The sequence below is a fragment of the Lacisediminimonas sp. genome (genome assembly GCF_030645335.1).
Lineage (GTDB): Bacteria > Pseudomonadota > Gammaproteobacteria > Burkholderiales > Burkholderiaceae_D > Lacisediminimonas.
Genome location: NZ_JAUSNH010000126.1, coordinates 1 through 19,706, shown reverse-complemented (window position 1 = coordinate 19,706; position 19,706 = coordinate 1). Strand labels below are relative to the sequence as shown.

At 63.2% G+C, this 19,706-nt stretch carries 16 protein-coding genes; 13 read left to right on the top strand and 3 right to left on the bottom strand.

Annotated features, from left to right (window positions below):
- The 3 genes from polA to Q7T64_RS09020 all read left to right on the top strand — a co-directional run.
- A partial coding sequence (gene polA / locus Q7T64_RS09030) for a DNA polymerase I (protein WP_304794644.1) occupies window positions 1–1,862 on the top strand: 1,862 nt, incomplete at its 5' end.
- Between the two features lie 113 nt (window positions 1,863–1,975).
- Entirely contained in the window at window positions 1,976–2,860 is an 885-nt protein-coding gene (locus Q7T64_RS09025; RefSeq protein ID WP_304794641.1) for a dienelactone hydrolase family protein, read from the top strand.
- A gap of 137 nt (window positions 2,861–2,997) precedes the next feature.
- Entirely contained in the window at window positions 2,998–3,738 is a 741-nt protein-coding gene (locus tag Q7T64_RS09020; RefSeq protein WP_304794647.1) for a ZIP family metal transporter, read from the top strand.
- 64 nt (window positions 3,739–3,802) lie between these two features.
- Here Q7T64_RS09020 and Q7T64_RS09015 read toward each other — a convergent pair whose 3' ends face one another.
- Both Q7T64_RS09015 and Q7T64_RS09010 read right to left on the bottom strand, forming a co-directional pair.
- Window positions 3,803–4,681 carry a sulfurtransferase gene (locus tag Q7T64_RS09015; RefSeq protein WP_304794638.1) on the bottom strand — a complete coding sequence of 293 codons (879 nt, stop codon included), beginning with the start codon at window positions 4,679–4,681 and terminating at the stop codon, window positions 3,803–3,805.
- Window positions 4,648–5,754 (bottom strand): aromatic ring-hydroxylating dioxygenase subunit alpha, encoded by a 1,107-nt coding sequence (locus Q7T64_RS09010; protein ID WP_304794635.1) that lies wholly within the window; start codon window positions 5,752–5,754, stop codon window positions 4,648–4,650. Before Q7T64_RS09010 ends, Q7T64_RS09015 begins: the two co-directional genes overlap by 34 nt.
- Window positions 5,755–6,027: 273 nt before the next feature.
- On the opposite strand from Q7T64_RS09010, the gene Q7T64_RS09005 reads away from it, so the two are divergent.
- The 4 genes from Q7T64_RS09005 to folE2 are packed head-to-tail and all read left to right on the top strand — an operon-like array spanning window position 6,028 to window position 9,935.
- The gene (locus tag Q7T64_RS09005) at window positions 6,028–6,285 is read left to right on the top strand and encodes an exodeoxyribonuclease VII small subunit (protein ID WP_304794632.1); all 258 of its coding nucleotides are present in this window, start codon (window positions 6,028–6,030) and stop codon (window positions 6,283–6,285) included.
- Window positions 6,282–7,199 (top strand): polyprenyl synthetase family protein, encoded by a 918-nt coding sequence (locus Q7T64_RS09000; RefSeq protein WP_304794628.1) that lies wholly within the window; start codon window positions 6,282–6,284, stop codon window positions 7,197–7,199. The genes Q7T64_RS09005 and Q7T64_RS09000 overlap by 4 nt, the downstream gene beginning before the upstream one ends.
- Before the next feature lie 11 nt (window positions 7,200–7,210).
- A complete protein-coding gene (gene dxs / locus Q7T64_RS08995; protein ID WP_304794625.1) occupies window positions 7,211–9,079 on the top strand; it encodes a 1-deoxy-D-xylulose-5-phosphate synthase in 1,869 nt (622 codons plus the stop codon).
- A 49-nt stretch (window positions 9,080–9,128) separates the two neighbouring features.
- Window positions 9,129–9,935, top strand: a complete 807-nt coding sequence (gene folE2 / locus Q7T64_RS08990) for a GTP cyclohydrolase FolE2 (protein ID WP_304794622.1) — start codon at window positions 9,129–9,131, stop codon at window positions 9,933–9,935.
- 58 nt (window positions 9,936–9,993) lie between these two features.
- On the opposite strand, the gene Q7T64_RS08985 is transcribed toward folE2, so the two are convergent.
- Window positions 9,994–10,548: a cob(I)yrinic acid a,c-diamide adenosyltransferase gene (locus Q7T64_RS08985; RefSeq protein WP_304794619.1), complete on the bottom strand. Its 555-nt coding sequence runs from the start codon at window positions 10,546–10,548 to the stop codon at window positions 9,994–9,996.
- A 122-nt stretch (window positions 10,549–10,670) separates the two neighbouring features.
- Between Q7T64_RS08985 and Q7T64_RS08980 the strand changes: the two genes are divergently transcribed.
- The 6 genes from Q7T64_RS08980 (at window position 10,671) to glcF (ending at window position 19,665) form a co-directional block, all read left to right on the top strand.
- Window positions 10,671–12,080: an FAD-binding oxidoreductase gene (locus Q7T64_RS08980; protein ID WP_304794616.1), complete on the top strand. Its 1,410-nt coding sequence runs from the start codon at window positions 10,671–10,673 to the stop codon at window positions 12,078–12,080.
- Window positions 12,081–12,110: 30 nt separating this feature from the next.
- On the top strand, window positions 12,111–12,995 hold the full coding sequence (locus Q7T64_RS08975; RefSeq protein WP_304794613.1) for a LysR substrate-binding domain-containing protein: 885 nt from the start codon (window positions 12,111–12,113) through the stop codon (window positions 12,993–12,995).
- Window positions 12,996–13,510: 515 nt separating this feature from the next.
- Window positions 13,511–15,628, top strand: a complete 2,118-nt coding sequence (locus Q7T64_RS08970) for a hypothetical protein (RefSeq protein ID WP_304794610.1) — start codon at window positions 13,511–13,513, stop codon at window positions 15,626–15,628.
- 203 nt (window positions 15,629–15,831) lie between these two features.
- A complete protein-coding gene (locus Q7T64_RS08965) occupies window positions 15,832–17,343 on the top strand; it encodes an FAD-linked oxidase C-terminal domain-containing protein (RefSeq protein ID WP_304794607.1) in 1,512 nt (503 codons plus the stop codon).
- Between the two features lie 19 nt (window positions 17,344–17,362).
- Complete coding sequence (gene glcE, locus Q7T64_RS08960) at window positions 17,363–18,433, top strand: glycolate oxidase subunit GlcE (protein WP_304794604.1); 1,071 nt, start codon at window positions 17,363–17,365, stop codon at window positions 18,431–18,433.
- 2 nt (window positions 18,434–18,435) lie between these two features.
- Window positions 18,436–19,665 carry a glycolate oxidase subunit GlcF gene (gene glcF, locus Q7T64_RS08955; RefSeq protein WP_304794601.1) on the top strand — a complete coding sequence of 410 codons (1,230 nt, stop codon included), beginning with the start codon at window positions 18,436–18,438 and terminating at the stop codon, window positions 19,663–19,665.
- Window positions 19,666–19,706: the final 41 nt, after the last annotated feature.

Below are 19,706 nucleotides of genomic sequence, written 5' to 3'. Positions count from 1 at the left end.
AACCAGGCGCCCAGGGCGGCCTGTTCGACCCGCCCGCCGCAGCTTCGGCCGCGCCAGGCGCTTCCTATGAGACTGTACTGACTGACGAACAGCTCGACGTCTGGCTGCAGCGCATCGACCGCGCCGCACTGACTGCCCTTGATACCGAAACCACCAGCCTGGAGCCGATGCTGGCCGAGCTGGTCGGCATTTCCCTGTGCTGCGAGCCGGGCGTGGCCGCCTACATACCGGTGGCGCACCGTTATCCCGGCGCACCGGACCAGCTATCCCGAGAGCATGTGCTTGGGCGCATGCGGCCGTGGCTGGAAAACGCCGGCAAGCCCAAGCTGGGCCAGCACCTGAAGTACGACAGCCATGTGCTGGCCAACCAGGGCGTCGCGCTGCGCGGCATCGTGCATGACACGCTGCTGCAGTCGTATGTGTTCGAAGCGCATCGCAGCCATGACATGGACAGCCTGGCCATGCGCCACCTGGAGCGCAAGACCATCAGCTTCCAGGAAGTGTGCGGCAAGGGCAGTTCGCAGATCTGCTTTGACCAGGTCGAGCTGGGCCGGGCAACGGAGTACGCTGCAGAAGATGCGGACGTCACCCTTCAACTGCACCAGGCGATGTGGCCGCGCATAGAAAGCAGCGACAAGCTGCGCTATGTGTACGAAAAAATCGAGATCCCGGCTTCGGTCGTGTTGCAGAAGATGGAGCGCAATGGCGTACTGATCGATGCGCCGCTGCTGGAGGCGCAATCCGGCGAGCTGGGCCGGCGCCTGCTGGAAATCGAGCAGAAAGCTTACGAGTTGGCAGGGCAGCCCTTCAACCTCGGCTCGCCCAAGCAGATCGGTGAAGTTTTTTTCGATAAGCTGCAGCTGCCGGTAGTGAAGAAAACACCTTCCGGCGCGCCGTCCACCGATGAGGAAGTGCTGCAAAAGCTGGCCGAAGATTATCCCTTGCCGCGGGTATTGCTGGAGTATCGCAGCCTGTCCAAGCTGAAGTCGACCTACACCGACAAGCTGCCGCGCATGATCAACCAGCAAACCGGCCGGGTGCACACCAACTACGGGCAGGCAATTGCGGTCACCGGCCGGCTGTCGTCGAACGACCCCAACCTGCAGAACATACCGGTGCGCACAGCCGAGGGACGGCGCATCCGGCAAGCTTTCGTCGCGCCGCCGGGACGGGTGATCCTGTCGGCCGATTACTCGCAGATCGAGTTGCGCATCATGGCGCACCTGTCGGGTGACGAGAACATGCTGCGCGCATTCGCGCAGGGCGAGGATATCCACCGCGCCACGGCGGCCGAGATATTCGGCATCACGCCGGACGATGTCGCCAGCGAGCAGCGGCGTTATGCCAAGGTGATCGATTTCGGACTGATCTATGGCATGAGTGCGTTCGGACTGGCCGGCAACCTCGGCATCGAACGCAGCGCCGCGCAGATGTACATCGACAAGTATTTCATGCGCTTTGCCGGCGTCAAGCGCTTCATGGACGAGACCCGCCAGGCGGCCAAGGCGAATGGCTATGTCGAGACCGTATTTGGCCGCCGGCTCTGGCTGCCGGAAATCAATTCGCCCAATGGTCCGCGCCGCCAGGGCGCCGAGCGCGCCGCGATCAATGCGCCGATGCAGGGCACGGCAGCGGACCTGATCAAGCTGTCGATGATTGCGGTGCAGGACTGGCTGGAGCAATCCGGCATGCAGACCCTGCTGATCATGCAGGTACATGACGAACTGGTGCTGGAAGTGCCGCAGCAGGAACTCGATCTGATGCGGGAAAAGATACCGGCATTGATGGCCGGCGTGGCCGCGCTGCGGGTGCCGCTGGTGGCCGAGGTCGGTGTGGGCAGCAACTGGGACGAGGCGCACTAGGTCGCAGCAGGCGCGGCCTGGCTGGAACGCCGGGCGAGAGATTCCTGGCTGCCGCGCCGGCAAGCAGTAGCGGTTCTTCGATTTCCGAACTTCAACCTGATGATGGAGCATGCATGAGCAATATGGACAAAGACCTCGATAGCCTTTCCCCTGCCACCGCGCTGCGGCAAGACACGGATCGCCGCGGCTTCATGAAGGTGGCACTGGGAACCGGGTTCGCCGCCGCCGCAATGCCGGTCATGGCCCAGAACGCAATCAGGACCGATGCTGCGGGCCTGACCGTGGGCGAAGTGATGGTCAAGGTCAATGGCTATAACGTACCCGTATACCGCGCACAGCCGGCCGGCAAGACAGGATTGCCAGTGGTGCTGGTGATCTCGGAGATTTTCGGCGTGCATGAGTACATCGCCGATGTGGCACGTCGTTTTGCCAGGCAAGGTTACCTGGCGCTGGCGCCCGAGTTGTTCGCGCGGCAGGGCGACCCGACTTCATACGGCACCATGGCCGAATTGCTGCGCGAGGTGATATCGAAGGTGCCGGACGAGCAGGTCATGGCCGACCTGGACGGCGTGATGGCCTGGGCGCGCGACAATGGCGGCAACACCAAAAAGGCCGGCATTACGGGATTTTGCTGGGGCGGTCGCATCACCTGGTTGTATTGCGGGCATAACCCGCAAATGAAGGCCGGTGTTTCCTGGTACGGTCGGGTCGTTGGCGACAAGACCGCGCTGACGCCACGGCAGCCGGTCGATATTGCCGCTGGCCTGAAAGTGCCAGTGCTGGGCCTGTACGGCGGCAAGGACAGCGGCATTCCGCTGGCCAGTGTCGAGCAGATGAAGGCGGCACTGGCGCAGGGCAGCAGCGGTTCGCAATTCGTGGTCTACCCGAATGCGCCGCATGCATTCCATGCGGACTATCGCCCGAGCTATGTCGAGGCGGACGCCAGGGATGGCTGGGAAAAGGCGCTGGGCTGGTTCCGGAAGCACGGCGTGTCGTGATGGATGGGCGCTGGCGGGTTTGCCCAAACCCGCCAGCCATGTTTTAATCTGCCGCTTGTTTTTCCCGCTGATTGCCGAGGTATCCCATCAACTCCACGCTGTTCTATATCCTGCTGGCCACCACGATTGCCGGTGTAATGAGCATCAGCGCCGCAGCGCTGTTCTCGTTTTCCCTGCTGTCGCGGGCGGTGGAGCGCATGGTCAGCATGTCGGTGGGCATCCTGCTGTCGACTTCGCTGTTGCATGCATTGCCTGAGGCATTTGAATCGACAGTCGACCCGCATTCGCTGTTCGCTACCTTGCTGGGCGGGCTGTTTGCGTTTTTCCTGCTGGAGAAGTTTGCCGTTTTGCGCCACTCGCATCATCACGAGGGCGATGGTCATGGCCATGCGCATGGCCATGACCTGCATGAGGCCGGGCGCGCCGGCTGGATGATCCTGGTCGGTGACGGCCTGCACAACTTCACGGACGGGATCCTGATTGCGGCGGCCTTCCTGGCCGACCCGAAACTTGGGCTGGTGACCGCGCTGGCCATTACCGCGCATGAAATACCGCAGGAAATCGGCGATTTCATCGTGCTGATGAATGCCGGCTTCACCCGCGTGCGCGCCTACGTCTACAACCTGCTGTCGAGCGCGATGGCGATACTGGGCGGATTGGTCGGTTACTTCACGCTGGGCAATGGCGCCCAGGCGATACCGTATGTGCTGGTGCTGGCCTCGTCCGGCTTCATTTACATTGCGGTATCCGACCTGATGCCGCAGATGCAACGGCGCGCAACGCTGCGCGAAACCGTGCCGCAACTATTGCTGATTGCGGCCGGCGTGGCGATCGTACTGCTGATCACCAAGCTGACCGGTCGACACGCACATATCTGAAAGCCTGGAAGGCCGAGAGGCCAAGCCGAGGAACGGCTGGGCCCCTGGTCCAGCCTTGATGCTGCTAGGCCGCGCCGGTTGCAACCGGGCGTTTGGGGTCGGCGCACCACTCGCTCCACGAACCCGGATACAAGGCAGCGCCGGACAGGCCAGCCACCTCCATCGCCAGCAGGTTGTGGCACGCCGTCACGCCGGAACCGCATTGCATGACCGCGTGTTCCGGCGCGTCCAGCAGCGCTGAGAATTGCGCCCGCAATTCGGCCGCCGGCTTGAAGCGGCCGCTGGCGTCGAGGTTGTCCTTGAAGAAGCGATTGCGCGCTCCCGGGATATGTCCGCCCACCGGATCGAGCGTCTCGTTCTCGCCGCGGAAGCGATCCGGCGCGCGGGCGTCAAGCACCACACGCGACGACGTGGCCAGCAGGTCCGCGGCAGCGACGGTTTTGCACAGCGACGGTTTTTCGACGATCGATCCGGCTGGCCGGGCAGGGGCGTCGCTTGACAGCGGATGCCCCAGTTCAGTCCATGCCTGCAATCCGCCGTCGAGTACGGCGACGGCTTCATGGCCGACCCAGCGCAACATCCACCACAGGCGCGCGGCAAACATGCTGCCCTGGGCGTCATAGGTCACCACTTGCGAGTGCGGATGCACGCCGAGCCGGCGCAGCGTGGCGATGAATGCGTCGCGTGTCGGTAGCGGATGGCGGCCGCGGAATTCACCGTTGGGCCCAGGCGATTTGTCCGACATGTCCACATCCGGCTCGACATATTGCGCCGTCGGAATATGTCCGGCTGCAAATGCCTGGCGACCTGCCAGTGGCGAGGTCAGTTCATTGCGGCAGTCCAGCACGATCCAGTCGGGGTCCTGCAAGTGCGCTGCCAATTCCCGGGCGCTGATCAAGGTGGTCCAGCTCATGATGCCACCGCGATTTGCGAGCGATACCATTCATGGAAATGCTGCATGCCATCCTCCATTGGGGACTGGTAAGGACCGACCTCGGACACGCCGCGCTCGAGCAGGATCTTGCGGCCGGCGTCCATGCGCAGCGCAATCTCGTCATCCTCGATGCAGGTTTCCATGTAAGCGTCGCGCTCAGCCTCGACGAGTTCTCTTTCGAAATGCACGATTTCCTCCGGATAGTAAAACTCGACCACATTGGTGGTCTTTTGCGGACCCTTGGGCCATAGGGTCGATACCACCAGCACATGCGGATACCATTCGACCATGATGTTCGGGAACAGCGTGAGCCAGATGGCGCCGTAGGGCGGCGCTTCGCCGTTGCGGAACTTCAGGACTTGCTCCTGCCAGCGGCGATATTTTGGCGAACCGGATTTTTTCAGCGCCTGGTTCACGCCGACGGTCTGCACGCTGTACTGCGCGCCGAACTCCCATTTCAGGTCGGCGCAGGCGACAAAATTGCCCAGCCCGGGATGAAACGGCTCAACATGGTAATCCTCGAGATAGACCTCGATGAAGGTCTTCCAGTTGTAGTCGCATTCATGGACTTCGACGTGATCGAGCAGGTAGCCGGTGAAGTCGAGATCGCGCGCCACGCCGAGCTTGCCCAGCAAGCCGGCGACGTCGACGCCGTTTTGCTCGAACAGCAGGCCGTTCCAGGATTGCAGCGGCGTGCGCGACAGGTCCAGGCACGGCGTCTGGCCGAAATGCGGCGCACCGATCAGTTCACCCTTCAGGTCGTAGGTCCAGCGATGCAGCGGACAGACGATATTGCGGGCATGGCCGCGACCGTCCAGCATCTTGGCCTGCCTGTGGCGGCATACGTTCGACAGCAACTCGATCCCTTGCGGGTTGCGCACCAGCACCCGGCCTTCGTTTTCCCACGCCAGCGTGGCGAAGTCGCCTGGTTCGGGAACCATCAGTTCATGCCCTGCATAGCGGGGACCCTGCCGGAACAGGGTTTGCATTTCCTGTTGAAGCAGTTGTTCGTCGAAGTAGACGCCTACCGGAAGTTGCGCGTTCGAGCGCGCGAGTTTGGCAAGATTAGCCAAATCGGACATCCCCACCCCCAAATTAATTTGCACCAACCTAAGAGAGAAAGAATCCGCAAAAACCTGTGTTCAAACGAGATGAAGAGGAAATTTTGGACAGAACCGGCGATTATACCCGAGACCCTTTGGTGCGAATTTGTTGATATTCCGGCATGTGCTTTGTCCGGCAGCCGGCGGGATTGTTACGCGCTGGACCCGCGCCGCAGCAGCAAGCGAGCCGGCAGGCAAGCCTTGCGTGAGGCTTTGCACTAAAATAGCGAGTTCCCTACCCCTACTGCAAATATGGCAAATCCACCCGTCAAAAGCGCGGCGCCCGTATCGTTCGAGCAGGCGATGGCTGAATTGGACAAGCTGGTGGCTCAAATGGAGTCCGGCCAGTTGCCCCTGGACGCGTCAATTGCCGCTTACCAACGCGGATCTGAACTCGTCAAATACTGTGCGGCGCAATTGGACCGTGTCGAGAATCAGGTCAAGGTACTGGAAGGGGACATGCTCAAGCCCTTCGCCGCGGAAGATGTGCAGCCCGAGGCAGACGCATGAGCCAGGCGCAACAGGCGGCAAGCAGGCAATCCGATTTTGCAGAGTGGACCAGCCTGGTGCAGGCCCAGGTCGACACGGCGCTGGATGCGTGCATGCCGCCGTCCGGAACAATACCGGCCAAGTTGCATGAAGCGATGCGTTACGCGGTCCAGGGCGGCGGCAAGCGCGTGCGGCCGCCGCTGGTGTTTGCCGCCGGTGAGTTGGTACGGGCGAGCGCGACGGCGCTGGCCAGCGCAGCCGCGGCGGTAGAGCTGATGCATGCCTACTCATTGGTGCATGACGACATGCCATGCATGGACGACGATGCGCTGCGGCGCGGCAAGCCGACCGTCCATGTCAGATACGGCGAAGCGACCGCGCTCCTGGTGGGCGATGCGCTGCAGTCGCAGGCTTTTGAAGTCCTGGCCGGCGGTGAGGGCAGTGCTGCCAGCCGGCTGGCGATGGTATCGCTGCTGGCGCAGGCGGCTGGCTCGCAGGGAATGTGCGGCGGACAGGCGATCGACCTTGCCAGCGTCGGTGTCGCGCTGACGCTGCCGCAGCTGGAACAGATGCACCGATTGAAGACTGGCGCGCTGTTGCGCGCAGCGGTATTGCTGGGCGCTTCCTGCGGCCCCCGTGCGCTGGATTCGGCGCAACGCGCTGCGCTGGAGAGCTACGCCAATGCGGTTGGCCTGGCTTTCCAGGTGGTCGACGATGTACTCGACGCCACTGCCGATTCGGGAACGCTGGGCAAGACCGCCGGCAAGGATGCGCAGGACAACAAACCGACCTATGTCTCCATCCTCGGGCTGGAACCGTCCCGGGCACTGGCCGGGCAATTGCGCAGCGAAGCGCACAACGCTGTGGCCATGTGGGGCGATGACGCAATTCGCCTGCAACAGCTGGCCGACCTGATCGTCCAGCGGAAAGCTTAACTATGCAGAATATGGATCTCCTCAACAGTATCAACGGACCGGCTGACTTGCGGCGGCTCTCGCGCGCCGAGTTGAAACCGCTGGCCGACGAGTTGCGGGCATTCGTGCTTGATTCGGTCTCCAAGACCGGCGGCCACCTGTCGTCCAACCTCGGCACGGTCGAGCTGACGATTGCGTTGCATTACGTATTCAACACGCCTGAAGACCGCGTGGTCTGGGACGTCGGCCACCAGACCTATCCGCACAAGATACTCACTGGCCGGCGCGATCAGATGCATACGCTGCGCCAGCTCGACGGCATATCGGGCTTCCCGCGGCGTGATGAAAGTCCGTTCGATACCTTTGGCACAGCGCATTCCTCCACCTCGATTTCGGCCGCGCTGGGCATGGCGCTGGCGGCGCGCACGCTGGGCCAGCAACGGCATGCGATTGCCGTGATCGGCGACGGCGCAATGACAGCCGGCATGGCGTTCGAAGCGCTCAATAATGCCGGTGTGCATGAAGACGTCAACCTGCTGGTGATCCTCAACGACAACGACATGTCGATTTCGCCGCCGGTCGGCGCGCTCAACCGTTACCTGGCGCGGCTGATGTCGGGAAAGTTTTATGCGACCGCGAAAAATGTCGGCAAGTCGGTGCTGCCGGGGCCGATGCTGGAACTGGCCAAGCGCCTGGAAGAGCATGCAAAAGGCATGGTGGTGCCGGCCACGATGTTCGAAGAGTTCGGTTTCAATTACATCGGCCCGATCGACGGCCACGACCTCGATTCGCTGATTCCCACGCTGCAGAACCTGCGCCAGTTGAAAGGCCCGCAGTTCCTGCACGTCGTAACGAAAAAAGGGCAAGGATACAAACTGGCCGAAGCCGATCCGGTCCTGTATCACGGACCCGGAAAATTCAATCCGGCCGAAGGCATCAAGCCGGCCAAGCAGGGCAAGCAGACTTATACGCAAGTGTTCGGCGACTGGCTGTGCGACATGGCCGCGCAGGACAAGCGACTGGTCGGCATCACGCCGGCAATGCGCGAAGGCTCGGGCATGGTGCAATTCGAACAGCGTTATCCGGAACGTTATTATGACGTCGGCATTGCCGAACAGCATGCGGTGACTTTTGCCGCCGGCATGGCATGCGAAGGCTTGAAGCCGGTGGTGGCGATCTATTCCACGTTCCTGCAGCGCGGCTACGACCAGCTGATCCATGACGTGGCGCTGCAAAACCTGGACGTCACTTTCGCGCTCGACCGCGCCGGACTGGTCGGCGCCGACGGCGCAACCCATGCCGGCAATTACGACATGGCCTACCTGCGTTGCATTCCGAACATGGTGGTGATGGCTGCGTCCGATGAAAGCGAATGCCGGCAGATGCTCTCCACGGCATTCCATCACAAGGGGCCGGCGGCGGTGCGCTATCCGCGCGGCGCCGGCATTGGCGCGGCAACCGGGCCGGGCCTGGACACGATTCCCATTGGCACGGGCGAACTGCGCCGGTCAGGGAAAGGGATTGTGATCATGGCTTTCGGCACCATGTTGGCACCAGCGCTGGGTGCGGGCGAGCAGCTCAACGCCAGCGTTGCCAACATGCGCTTTGTCAAGCCGCTGGACGTAGCGCTGGTGCAGCAACTGGCGGCCACGCATGACGCCATCGTGACCGTCGAAGAGGGGTGCGTGATGGGCGGGGCCGGCTCGGCCGTGGCGGAAGCGCTGGCGCAGGCAGGCATCGTCAAGCCGATCCTGCATCTTGGCTTGCCGGACCGCTTCATCGACCACGGCGACGTCACGGTGTTGCTGGCCCGATGCGGGCTGGATGCCGCCGGCATCGCAAATTCGATCACGCAGCGCTTCGGCAATGGCGAGCCGCGGCTGGTGGTCAACAACCAATGACAACACAATGGGGCGCGCGCCCCGGAATAAACAAGACCAGGTAATTTTGATGAATATTCGCGATATCGACCTGACAGCCATTCCCGACGTGCAAAGTACGCCCGATACGCGGCGCATTGCGATCCAGCGGGTCGGCGTCAAAGGCGTGCGCTATCCGGTTTCGATCAGGTCCGGCGACCATGTCCAGCCTTCGATCGGCACCTGGAATCTGTACGTGCACCTCCCAGAAGACCAGAAGGGCACGCACATGTCGCGCTTCCTCGCCCTGCTGGAAGAAAATCGCGATCCGATCGATGTCGCCAGCTTCACGCGCTTGTTGCACCGCATGGTGCAATTGCTGGATGCGACACATGGCCGGGTTGAACTCTCCCTGCCTTATTTCGTCAACAAGACCGCCCCGGTTTCCGGCGTCCAGAGCCTGATGGACTATGAAGTGGGCCTGACTGGCGAGATCCGGGATGGCAAAGTCGACGTGACGCTCAAGGTGCTGGTGCCGGTCACCAGCCTGTGCCCGTGCTCCAAGGAAATCTCCGCCTATGGCGCGCATAACCAGCGCTCGCACATCACGGTCAATGCAATCCTGGCAGCAGAATTGCCGATCGACGTGCTGATCGCCAGCATCGAAGCGCAGGCCTCATGCGAGCTGTACGGATTGCTGAAGCGGCCGGACGAGAAATACGTTACCGAACGCGCCTACGACAATCCAAAATTCGTCGAGGACCTGGTGCGTGATGTGGCCGGCATGCTCAATGCGGAGCCGCGGATAGCGGCCTATACGCTGGAAGCGGAAAACTTCGAGTCGATCCACAATCATTCAGCCTATGCGCTGATTGAATTCGACAAGCGCAGCAACTGAACACGGGGCAACGTCGGGAGCGCATTTTTCAGCGCATTCCCGACCGCCGCGCTCGCCCTCAGTGCGCGTTGCGTCCCTTCTCCCACAATACGTCGGACCCGCCGCCATAGCGGTTGAGCGTTCGCGCCAGCACGAAAAACAGATCCGACAGCCGGTTGATATATTGCCCCGGCGCCTGGTTCAGGGTTTCTGCCTGCCCCAGCGCAACGATGGACCGCTCGGCCCGCCGGCAGACAGTGCGGCAGACATGCGCCAGCGCCGCCGCCCGCGAGCCGCCGGGCAGGATGAATTCCTGCAGGGCGGGCAGTTCGGCGTTGTATTTTTCCAGCAATGCATCGAGCCGCGCGACATGGCTTGCCGCAACCAGGCTGTAGCCCGGTATGCACAGCTCGCCGCCGAGGTCGAACAGGTCATGCTGGATCGTGATCAATTCCCCGCGCAGATCATCGGGCATCGCCTCGCACAGCAGCAAGCCAAGGCCGGAATTGAGCTCGTCGACGTCGCCCATGGCCTGCACGCGCAGTGCGTCTTTCATCGTCCGGCTGCCGTCGCCCAGACCCGTGCTGCCATCGTCGCCGGTGCGCGTGGCGATTTTTGAAAGTCGCTTTCCCATGGGTCTCGATACAAATAAACGGAAGGCCCGAGAATAAGGCAAAATTCCGGTCTGCGCTTGACCACCGAAGATAGGCCCGATTGGCGCCGATCGGCTGGTCCGGCCTGTTTTCCGGAGAAGCCATGAACCACCCCGCCCCGCGCGCCGTCATGCCGCGCGTGCTGCCCGATGAATTGTTGTCCGGCCTGCATGACTTGTTCGGCGAGCGCTTGTCCACTTCGCGCGCAATACGCGAGCATCACGGCAAGGACGAATCGTCCTATGACCCGATGTTGCCCGATGCGGTCGTATTCGCCGAATCCACCGCAGAGGTGGCGCACGCCGTGGCGCTGTGCAACCAGCATCGGGTGCCGGTCATCCCCTATGGCACCGGCACCTCGCTGGAAGGGCATATCCTGGCCTTGTCGGGCGGGATCACGATCGACCTGTCGCGCATGAACCGGATCGTGGCGGTCCACCCCGAAGACCTGACCGTCACCGTGGAGCCGGGCGTCACCCGCAAGCAACTCAACCAGGAAATCAGGGACACCGGCCTGTTTTTCCCGATCGACCCGGGCGCTGACGCCTCGATCGGCGGCATGGCCGCGACCCGCGCTTCCGGCACCAATGCCGTGCGTTACGGCACCATGCGCGAGAACGTGCTGGCGCTCACCGTTGTTACCAGCGACGGCCGGGTGATCAAGACCGGGACCCGTGCCAAAAAGTCGGCGGCAGGCTATGACCTGACCCGGCTGTTCGTCGGCAGCGAGGGCACGCTGGGCATCATCACCGGCGTCACCCTCAAGCTATATCCGCAGCCGGAATCGATTTCGGCAGCGGTCTGCTCATTCAACGATATCGCCAGCGCGGTCAACACCGTGATCGTCGCTATCCAGGCCGGCGTTCCCCTGGCGCGCGTGGAATTCCTCGATGAAAACGGCGTCAAGGCAATCAACCGGCATGACAAGTTATCGCTGCCCGAAAAGCCCTTGCTGCTGTTCGAGTTCCACGGCAGCGCCAGCAGCGTCGAGGAGCAGGCCCGGCAGGTGCAATCGATCGCCGCCGAACATGGTGCAATCGGCTTCGAGTGGGCCACCCGTCCGGAAGACCGTTCGCGCCTTTGGCAGGCGCGTCACAATGCCTATTTCGCGCTGCTGCAAATGCGGCCCGGATCGCGCGCCATTTCCACCGACGTGTGCGTACCGATCTCGCGCCTGGCCGAGTGCCTGCTTGAAGCCAAGGCCGATTGCGAACGCGAGCAATTGGTGCACTCGATCATCGGGCATGTCGGCGACGGAAATTTCCATGTCCAGATGTTGGTCGATCCAGCCGATCCGCAAGACATCGCGCGGGCCGAAGCCGTCAATGCGCGGATGGTGACGCGCGCCATCGCCATGGACGGCACCTGTACCGGCGAACATGGCGTTGGCATACACAAGATGGCGTTCCTGGTCGAGGAACACGGCGAGGACGCCATCGACACCATGCGCGCGGTGAAACACGCGCTCGACCCGCATAACATCATGAATCCCGGCAAAGTCGTGCGCTGGTAGCGCGCCGGCATTACCACTCCAGTCAATAACGTGAATCGCATTCCGCCAGTCCATGCCCTGTCCGCCTTCGAGGCGGCAGCGCGCCTTGGTTCGTTCGCCTCGGCCGCCAATCAGTTGTGCATTACGCCCTCCGCACTGTCACACCGGATTCGCCTGCTCGAAGAGATGGTAGGCGAGAGGCTGTTCGTGCGCGAAGGCCGAACCCTCAGCCTGTCCGGTTTTGGGCGCAGCTATCTCGATGTGGTACGCCAGGCGTTGCGGGTGCTGACTGATTTTCCAGTTCAACCCCGTGAGACCCAAGACCCGAGCCGCGTGAAAATCACGCTACCGCCGAGCTTTGCCCGCTACATGATGATGCCGCGACTGGCGGAGTTCAGGCGCCAGCATCCGTCGATCAACCTGGAGATTTACCTCTCGGTACCGCTGTATGACCTGTCCTTGTCCGAGAGCGATGTTGAGGTGCGCTTTGGCGCTGGCGACTATCCCGAGCTGTTGTCGGAAAAACTGTTGATCGAGCCGGCATTCGCTGTGGCCAGTCCCGATTATCTTGCCGGCATAGCGCCCTTGCGCACACCCGAGGACCTCAGGCATGCCAGCCTGGTTCGCTCGGGGCTGGAACCCTGGCAGCCCTGGTTCAAGGCAGCGGGGCTGGACTGGCCGGAGCCCAGCACAGGTGTTCGCGTTGACGACCTTGGTCTGTTGCTGGAGTTGATCAGGCATGGGCATGGCGTGGGCCTGACGCGTGACTATTTTGCCCGTGACATGCTGGCGAGCGGCGAAGTAGTACGGCTGTTTGACCTGCAGCTGACATCGCCACCGCACGTTTACTACATGGTGTACCGGCCGGGCTCGACCGAGCGACCGCAGGTTGCGCAGCTGATCGATTGGATGCGTTCGGTTTTTCGCAACGTCTGATCTTTCCTTGCTGGCCTGACATTGCCCGCCTGCGCAATCGCGCGCAGCGCTTTAATCACAATCCGTTGACGGGCATCAAGAGGCGGCGCTTGCGCCGCTTTCCCAAGGCATTTTCTTGCGCACCGCGTTACTCAGGTCGCCGTTGATCAAGGGCGATCCCAACACGACATCAGGAGAATGCAATGCATTCCAGTTTGCCAAGTACACACGGGCAGGACCGGCTCGGCTCCCAGGCAACGACAGTCCCGGCTGATCCAAGCGGCTCGACGTTCCGGCCGGACACAACAGGTCGTGGTGGCCAGGTGGCCGTCGTGCGGCGCAGCGCCGGGCCTGCGATGCCCTTGCCATCGACATCCGTGCCTGTGTCGGCACATGGCGAACCGACATGGGCCTTGATGACAAGGGCGCACCCTGGATCGCCGGATACAGACACAAGGACATGCACGACAACGACAAGTACAAGCACCACGACAACGACCACGACGTGGACGACAGTGACAGGGGCAGGGGCTTCAATGACGGCCGCCGCATTGGTGCCGGGCATCCGCCCAATGCAGCAAGCTGCAGCCGCGGATGGTATGCAGAAGGTGCAGGATTTGCTGGCATCCGGCAAGCCGGTGGATGCGGTGGACGAGCACACCGGGATCACGCCGCTGATGGACGCGACGCTCAATGGCGACTGTGCCGCAGCGACCGCATTGCTGGACGCGGGCGCTTCGATATTCGGCCCAGTGCCGCTCAGTGCCACCGGACTGGCTGCCCACGCTGCCAGCCAGGATGCCGGCATCACGCGCGGCTGGCAGCCGGGGGCCACCATCACACCTTTTGAACTGGCGATCGAGGCGGGACAAGTCCGGATCGCCGCTGCCATGCTGAACCATTGCAGCGGCCGCGAGCAGGCGTGGCGTGACGGGAGATTGCGCGCCCTGATCGATACCGCGCTTGCCCGCTGCAATTGGGAAATTGCAACACGCATCCTGGAAGCCAGCAGTTCGTGCGGACTGCGCCTGCGCGGCAAGACCATCAATGCTCGTTACGCCGTCGTGCTGGCGCACCGGCAATGGCCGCTGGCAGACAGTTTGCTGCAGCTTGCCTTGTCAATGAATTTGCCGCGTCGTCAGGTTCAGATGCTGGCGCTCCAGAGCGTCGTTGATGGCGCTGCGCAACTTGTGCGGCGCGTGCTGCAACACTACCGGCCGGACAATCAACGGTGTTGCGAACTGCTGGAAACTGCGCTCAATCGCGGCGACGCCCGGGTGGTGGCGGCCTTGCTCGACAATCGCGTGCGTGCGGACGATGCCCGCCTGTCGGCATGGCGTGGTGCGATGCTGCGCAGTATTGCGCTGGGCGACGAGGCGAGCGCATGCGCGTTATTCGGGCTACGCCAGTGGCCTGTTCCGGCCTGCGCCCGTATCCTGGCAGATGCCGCGCACAAGGGCCAGTTCAACCTGGTGTCCTGCCTGCTCGAAACGCTGGATTGCGCCAGCCACGAGCACCGCGCACTGGCGCACCGTGCGCTATGCGAGGCGGTGACGGCGGGGCACAGCGGTGTTGCGCGCTGCCTGCTTGAATTTACCGAGATGGCCGGCTCGTCCTTGCTCAAGGGGCGCCACAGTCTGTTCGACCTGCTGCTACGGGACGGCAATGCTGCTGGCCTGGCTATCCTGGTCCAGGTGCATGCAGTACCGGCCCAATCCCTGTTCCAGCGCTTGCTCGGGAAAGGAGAAACGGCGTTGGTGCGCGCCGTGCAGGACGCACTTGACCTGTCGTTTCCGCAGTCGATCGTTGCGGCCCGGTTTGTATCGTCCCGAGCAGGACGGGAAGCCATATTGAACAACTTGCTGCAGTGCCTGCAACGGGTCCCGGCCAGTCCTGCAGATCAAGGCCGGATTGCCGGCGCTGCGCTGTTGACCCTGGGCTTGCGTAGCGAGGTGGCCCGGGCGGTGGTTCGCTGTCATGCGGAGCTGGTGCATGCCTTGTCGGACGCCGCTTTGGGCGGACATGGATTGTGTGGCGCGCAGGGGCGGCTGGCATTTGCTGCGCTACTGGCGCGGATCGGCAGCTCGTCCGCCGGGAGCCGGAATGAGTCGGGCGATGAAGAGCAACTGTTGCTGCTGCACACGGTCGGCAGCCAGATCATGGCGGACGCGCTTGCGCCGCTTGCCTCATCCATGCGGCGCGACGGACTGGGCAGCCTGTCGGGCCAGGGTGAGGACACGCGGCGCTCGATCGAGCTGGCGCTGGTCATCGAAATTGGCTTGCCGCAAGCCCCCGCCGCGATCCTGGCTGAGGAATGGGTCGGCCTGGCACCGCCTGCGCACCGGCTCGACAGCTTTCATGTTCGCGGCCGGACCGGGAGGCGGGGACGTGCCGGCCTGGCACGCAGTGCGCCGGCCGCCCTCAAGACCGCACGGCGACCTGCGGGCAACGAACCGGCCCGCTTCGCACAGGCCGTATTGCCGCGATTGCTGGCGCTGCATGCCGCCAGCGCCACCGTTCCCGAGGCGCTGCAGCCCTGGTACGCGCAGTCGCTTGCCGCACTCGTGCAGATTTGCGAGTCGGTGATCGAGCCTCCGGGAACCGGCCAGCACGAGCGGCAATTGTCGCCAAGGCCGTCGTCGCCATGGCAATAGCGGCGTTGTGGCAAACCAGGCGCGCCATTGTCTGAAGCAGCCATCCATGCCGTCTCAATCCACCGTGCCGTGACAGGCGCGGTGGATAAGGAAAAAATTTCATTGGCGGGAAAGGCCGCATATTGCCTCCCCGGGCACTACAATCGCCGGTATTAGCGGATAAAAGCGCGTCTGCGCTGCCCGCCGTCCCCCCCGACCGCCTCATGAACGCTCCGAACCCAGACCCGAAGACAGCCACCACGCCAGCGCCATTCACCGCGGCCCGCCAGCAACAGGTTGCCAACGCGATGCGCGCCGTGCTGCCTGCGCACTGCGTGCTGTACAACGAGGAAGACACCAGGCCCTACGAATGCGATGGCCTGTCCGCCTACCGCCAGTTGCCGATGGTGGTGGTGCTGCCGGAGACGGAAGCGCAGATCGTCGACGTGCTCAATACCTGCCGCAGGCTGGAGGTCAAGCTGGTGCCGCGCGGCGCTGGCACCGGCCTGTCCGGCGGCGCCATGCCGATTGCCGACGGCCTGGTGCTGTCGACAGCACGGCTCAACAAGATCGTGGCGCTCGATCCTTATTCCCGTACCGCCGTGGTCCAGCCGGGTGTGCGCAACCTCGCCATCTCGGATGCCGCTGCGGCACACAACCTGTATTACGCGCCCGATCCCTCGTCGCAGATCGCCTGCACCATCGGCGGCAACGTCGCCGAAAATTCCGGCGGCGTGCACTGCCTGAAGTACGGCCTGACCGTGCACAACGTCATGCGCGTGCGCGCGGTCACGATAGACGGCGACATCATCGAATTGGGCGGTGCGGCGCTGGACGCCCCCGGCCTTGATTTGCTGGCCGTGTTCATCGGCTCCGAGGGCATGCTCGGCATCGTCACCGAAGTCACTGTCAAGCTGATACCCAAGCCGCAGCAGGCGCGCGTGATCATGGCCTCGTTCGACGATGTCGTCAAAGGCGGCAACGCCGTGGCCAGCGTGATTGCCGCCGGCATCATCCCGGCCGGGCTGGAGATGATGGACAAGACCAGTTCGCGCATGGTCGAGCCTTTCGTCAAGGCCGGCTATGACACCGAAGCCGAGGCCTTGTTGCTGTGCGAGTCCGACGGCACGCATGAAGAAGTGGACGAGGAAATCGAGCGCATGACCGCGGTGCTGACCGCGTCCGGCGCAACAGCGATCATGGTGTCCCATTCCGAACAGGAGCGGCTGAAGTTCTGGTCGGGCCGCAAGAATGCCTTTCCCGCCGCCGGCCGTATCTCGCCCGATTATTACTGCATGGACGGCACCATCCCGCGCAAGCAACTGGCCGCAGTCCTGTCCGGCATTGCCCGCATGGAAGTCAAATACGGGCTGCGTTGCGCCAACGTGTTCCATGCCGGCGACGGCAACCTGCACCCGCTGATCCTGTTCGACGCCAACCAGGAAGACGAACTGCACCGGGCCGAACTGTTCGGCGCCGAGATCCTTGAATTGTGCGTTGAAGTGGGCGGCACCATTACCGGCGAACACGGCGTGGGCATCGAAAAAATCAACTCGATGTGCGTGCAGTTTTCGCCCGAAGAGCGGGAAGCGTTCTTTACCGTCAAGCGCGCCTTCGATCCTGCCTTCCTGCTCAATCCCGACAAGGCGATTCCGACCCTGCACCGCTGTGCAGAATACGGAAAGATGCATGTCAGCAAAGGCCAGTTGAAGTTCCCCGACTTGCCGCGCTTCTGAAACGATTGCCAGGATAGATATGGAACAGGAACAAGTACTGCAAGACTTCGGCCAGCGCATCCGTGCCGCCGTCGCCGCCCGCCAGCCGCTGCAGATCAGGGGCGGCGGCAGCAAGGACTGGTATGGCCAGGTGCCGGCCGGCGAAGTGCTCGATACCCGCGCCTGGAGCGGCATCGTCGACTACGATCCGACCGAGCTGGTCGTCACCGCCCGTTGCGGCACGCCCCTGGCCGAACTCGAAGCCGTGCTGGCCGCGCAAAACCAGATGCTGGCTTTCGAGCCGCCGCATTTTGGCGCTGGCGCCACGGTGGGCGGCATGGTGGCCGCCGGATTGTCCGGGCCACGCCGGCAGGCGGTCGGTGCGGTGCGCGATTTCGTGCTTGGCGCGACCATCATGGACGGCCGCGGGCAACTCCTGCGTTTCGGTGGCCGGGTCATGAAGAATGTGGCCGGCTACGATGTGTCGCGCCTGATGGCCGGCGCAATGGGTTCGCTCGGCCTGATCCTCGAAGTATCGCTCAAGGTATTGCCGCGCCCCTTCATCGAAACCACGATCCGGCTCGACGCCGGGCAGGCCGGCGCGATCCGCTCGCTCAACCAATGGGGCGGGCAACCGTTGCCGATCTCGGCCAGCATGTGGCATGGCGAGCGCCTGCTGGTGCGGCTGGCCGGCGCGCGCTCGGCCGTGCACGCCGCCCAGGGCATGATGGGCGGCGCTGTGGTCGAAGACGCCGGCATGCTGTGGCAACAGATACGCGAACAGCAGCACCCGTTCTTTACCGCGCAGCCGGAAACGCCGTGTTGGCGATTGTCAGTGCCCTCGGTCACCGATACCCTGGCATTGCCGGGCGAGCAAATGATTGAATGGGGCGGCGCGCTGCGCTGGCTGCGCACAGACGCCGATGCCGCCAGCGTGCGCCAGGCCGCGGCCGCTGCGGGCGGTCATGCCACGCTGTTTCGTGGCGGGGACAAAGAAGACGGCGTATTCCATCCGCTGGCCCCCGCCGTCGCCGCCATCCAGCGCAAGCTGAAGCAGGGTTTCGACCCGGATGCCATTTTCAACCCGGGCCGCTTGTACAACGATTTCTGATCATGCAAACCAATCTCGCCGATTTCATCAAGGACACGCCCGAAGGCCGCGAAGCCGACGCCATCCTGCGCGCCTGCGTGCACTGCGGGTTTTGCACCGCGACCTGCCCCACCTACCAACTGTTTGGCGATGAGCTCGACGGGCCACGTGGCCGCATCTACCTGATGAAGCGCGTGCTGGAAGGCGAGGCGCCGACCCGGCGCACCCAACTGCACCTGGACCGTTGCCTGACCTGCCGCAATTGCGAGACGACCTGTCCATCCGGCGTGCAATACGGCCGCCTGGTCGACATCGGCCGCAAGGTGGTGGACGACCAGGTAGCGCGGCCCTTGCGCGAGCGCGTAGTGCGCAGCCTGTTGAAGGAAGTATTGCCGCGCCGCTGGTTGTTCAGCCCGGCGATGAAAGTCGGACAAGCCTTGCGCCCCTTGTTGCCGCAATCCTTGCGCAATAAAGTGCCGGCCAGGCAGCAAAGCGGCGCCTGGCCCGTACGCCAGCATGCGCGCACGATGCTGATGCTCGAAGGCTGCGTCCAGCCTTCCATGTCGCCCAACACCAATACTGCAACGGCGCGCGTGCTGGACGCCTTGGGCATCGGACTGATCCGGGCACCGGGCGCTGGCTGCTGCGGCGCAATCCGCCATCACCTGAACGACCACGATGGCGCACTCGACGACCTGCGCCGCAATATCGACGCCTGGTGGCCGCATGTCGAGGCCGGCGCCGAGGCGATCGTGGTCAATGCATCCGGTTGCGGCGTGATGGTGAAGGATTACGGCAAGTTGCTGGCGGCCGACCCGCAGTACGGCGAGCGTGCACGGAAAATCTCGGAACTGGCCAGGGATATCGCTGAAGTGCTGCACCAGCACAAGGATGCGCTGCGCGAGCTGGTCAAGGCGGGCCAGCGCGACGATGTACCGGTCGCCTGGCATCCGCCCTGTACGCTGCAACACGGGCAAAAGATCCGCGGCGTGGTCGAAGAGATATTGCGCGCGGCCGGTGTCGACGTGAAGCTGTGTGCCGACAGCCATTTATGCTGCGGCTCCGCCGGCACCTATTCCGTGCTGCTTCCCGAGATTGCCACCCAGTTGCGTGACGACAAGCTCAGGAAGCTGGACGCGACCGGCGCAAAACGGATCGTGTCCGCCAATATCGGCTGCGTGACCCATCTGCAATCGGGCACCGACAAGCCGGTGGAACACTGGATCGAACTGGTCGACCGCATGATTGCCTGATGCACTTTGTGGCGCCTTCTGCGCGCAATAGCGCAGCAGGC

Excerpts from the sequence above, each read along its gene's own strand:
- Q7T64_RS08965 (WP_304794607.1), top strand. The coding sequence starts at position 15,832 with ATGAACGCTCCGAACCCAGACCCGAAGACAGCCACCACGCCAGCGCCA.
- folE2 (WP_304794622.1), top strand. The coding sequence starts at position 9,129 with ATGAATATTCGCGATATCGACCTGACAGCCATTCCCGACGTGCAAAGT.
- Q7T64_RS09020 (WP_304794647.1), top strand. The coding sequence starts at position 2,998 with ATGAGCATCAGCGCCGCAGCGCTGTTCTCGTTTTCCCTGCTGTCGCGG.
- Q7T64_RS09025 (WP_304794641.1), top strand. The coding sequence starts at position 1,976 with ATGAGCAATATGGACAAAGACCTCGATAGCCTTTCCCCTGCCACCGCG.
- dxs (WP_304794625.1), top strand. The coding sequence starts at position 7,211 with ATGGATCTCCTCAACAGTATCAACGGACCGGCTGACTTGCGGCGGCTC.
- Q7T64_RS09000 (WP_304794628.1), top strand. The coding sequence starts at position 6,282 with ATGAGCCAGGCGCAACAGGCGGCAAGCAGGCAATCCGATTTTGCAGAG.
- Q7T64_RS08980 (WP_304794616.1), top strand. The coding sequence starts at position 10,671 with ATGAACCACCCCGCCCCGCGCGCCGTCATGCCGCGCGTGCTGCCCGAT.
- Q7T64_RS08985 (WP_304794619.1), bottom strand. The coding sequence starts at position 10,548 with ATGGGAAAGCGACTTTCAAAAATCGCCACGCGCACCGGCGACGATGGC.
- Q7T64_RS09015 (WP_304794638.1), bottom strand. The coding sequence starts at position 4,681 with ATGGTATCGCTCGCAAATCGCGGTGGCATCATGAGCTGGACCACCTTG.
- glcF (WP_304794601.1), top strand. The coding sequence starts at position 18,436 with ATGCAAACCAATCTCGCCGATTTCATCAAGGACACGCCCGAAGGCCGC.
- Q7T64_RS09010 (WP_304794635.1), bottom strand. The coding sequence starts at position 5,754 with ATGTCCGATTTGGCTAATCTTGCCAAACTCGCGCGCTCGAACGCGCAA.
- Q7T64_RS08970 (WP_304794610.1), top strand. The coding sequence starts at position 13,511 with ATGACGGCCGCCGCATTGGTGCCGGGCATCCGCCCAATGCAGCAAGCT.
- glcE (WP_304794604.1), top strand. The coding sequence starts at position 17,363 with ATGGAACAGGAACAAGTACTGCAAGACTTCGGCCAGCGCATCCGTGCC.
- Q7T64_RS09005 (WP_304794632.1), top strand. The coding sequence starts at position 6,028 with ATGGCAAATCCACCCGTCAAAAGCGCGGCGCCCGTATCGTTCGAGCAG.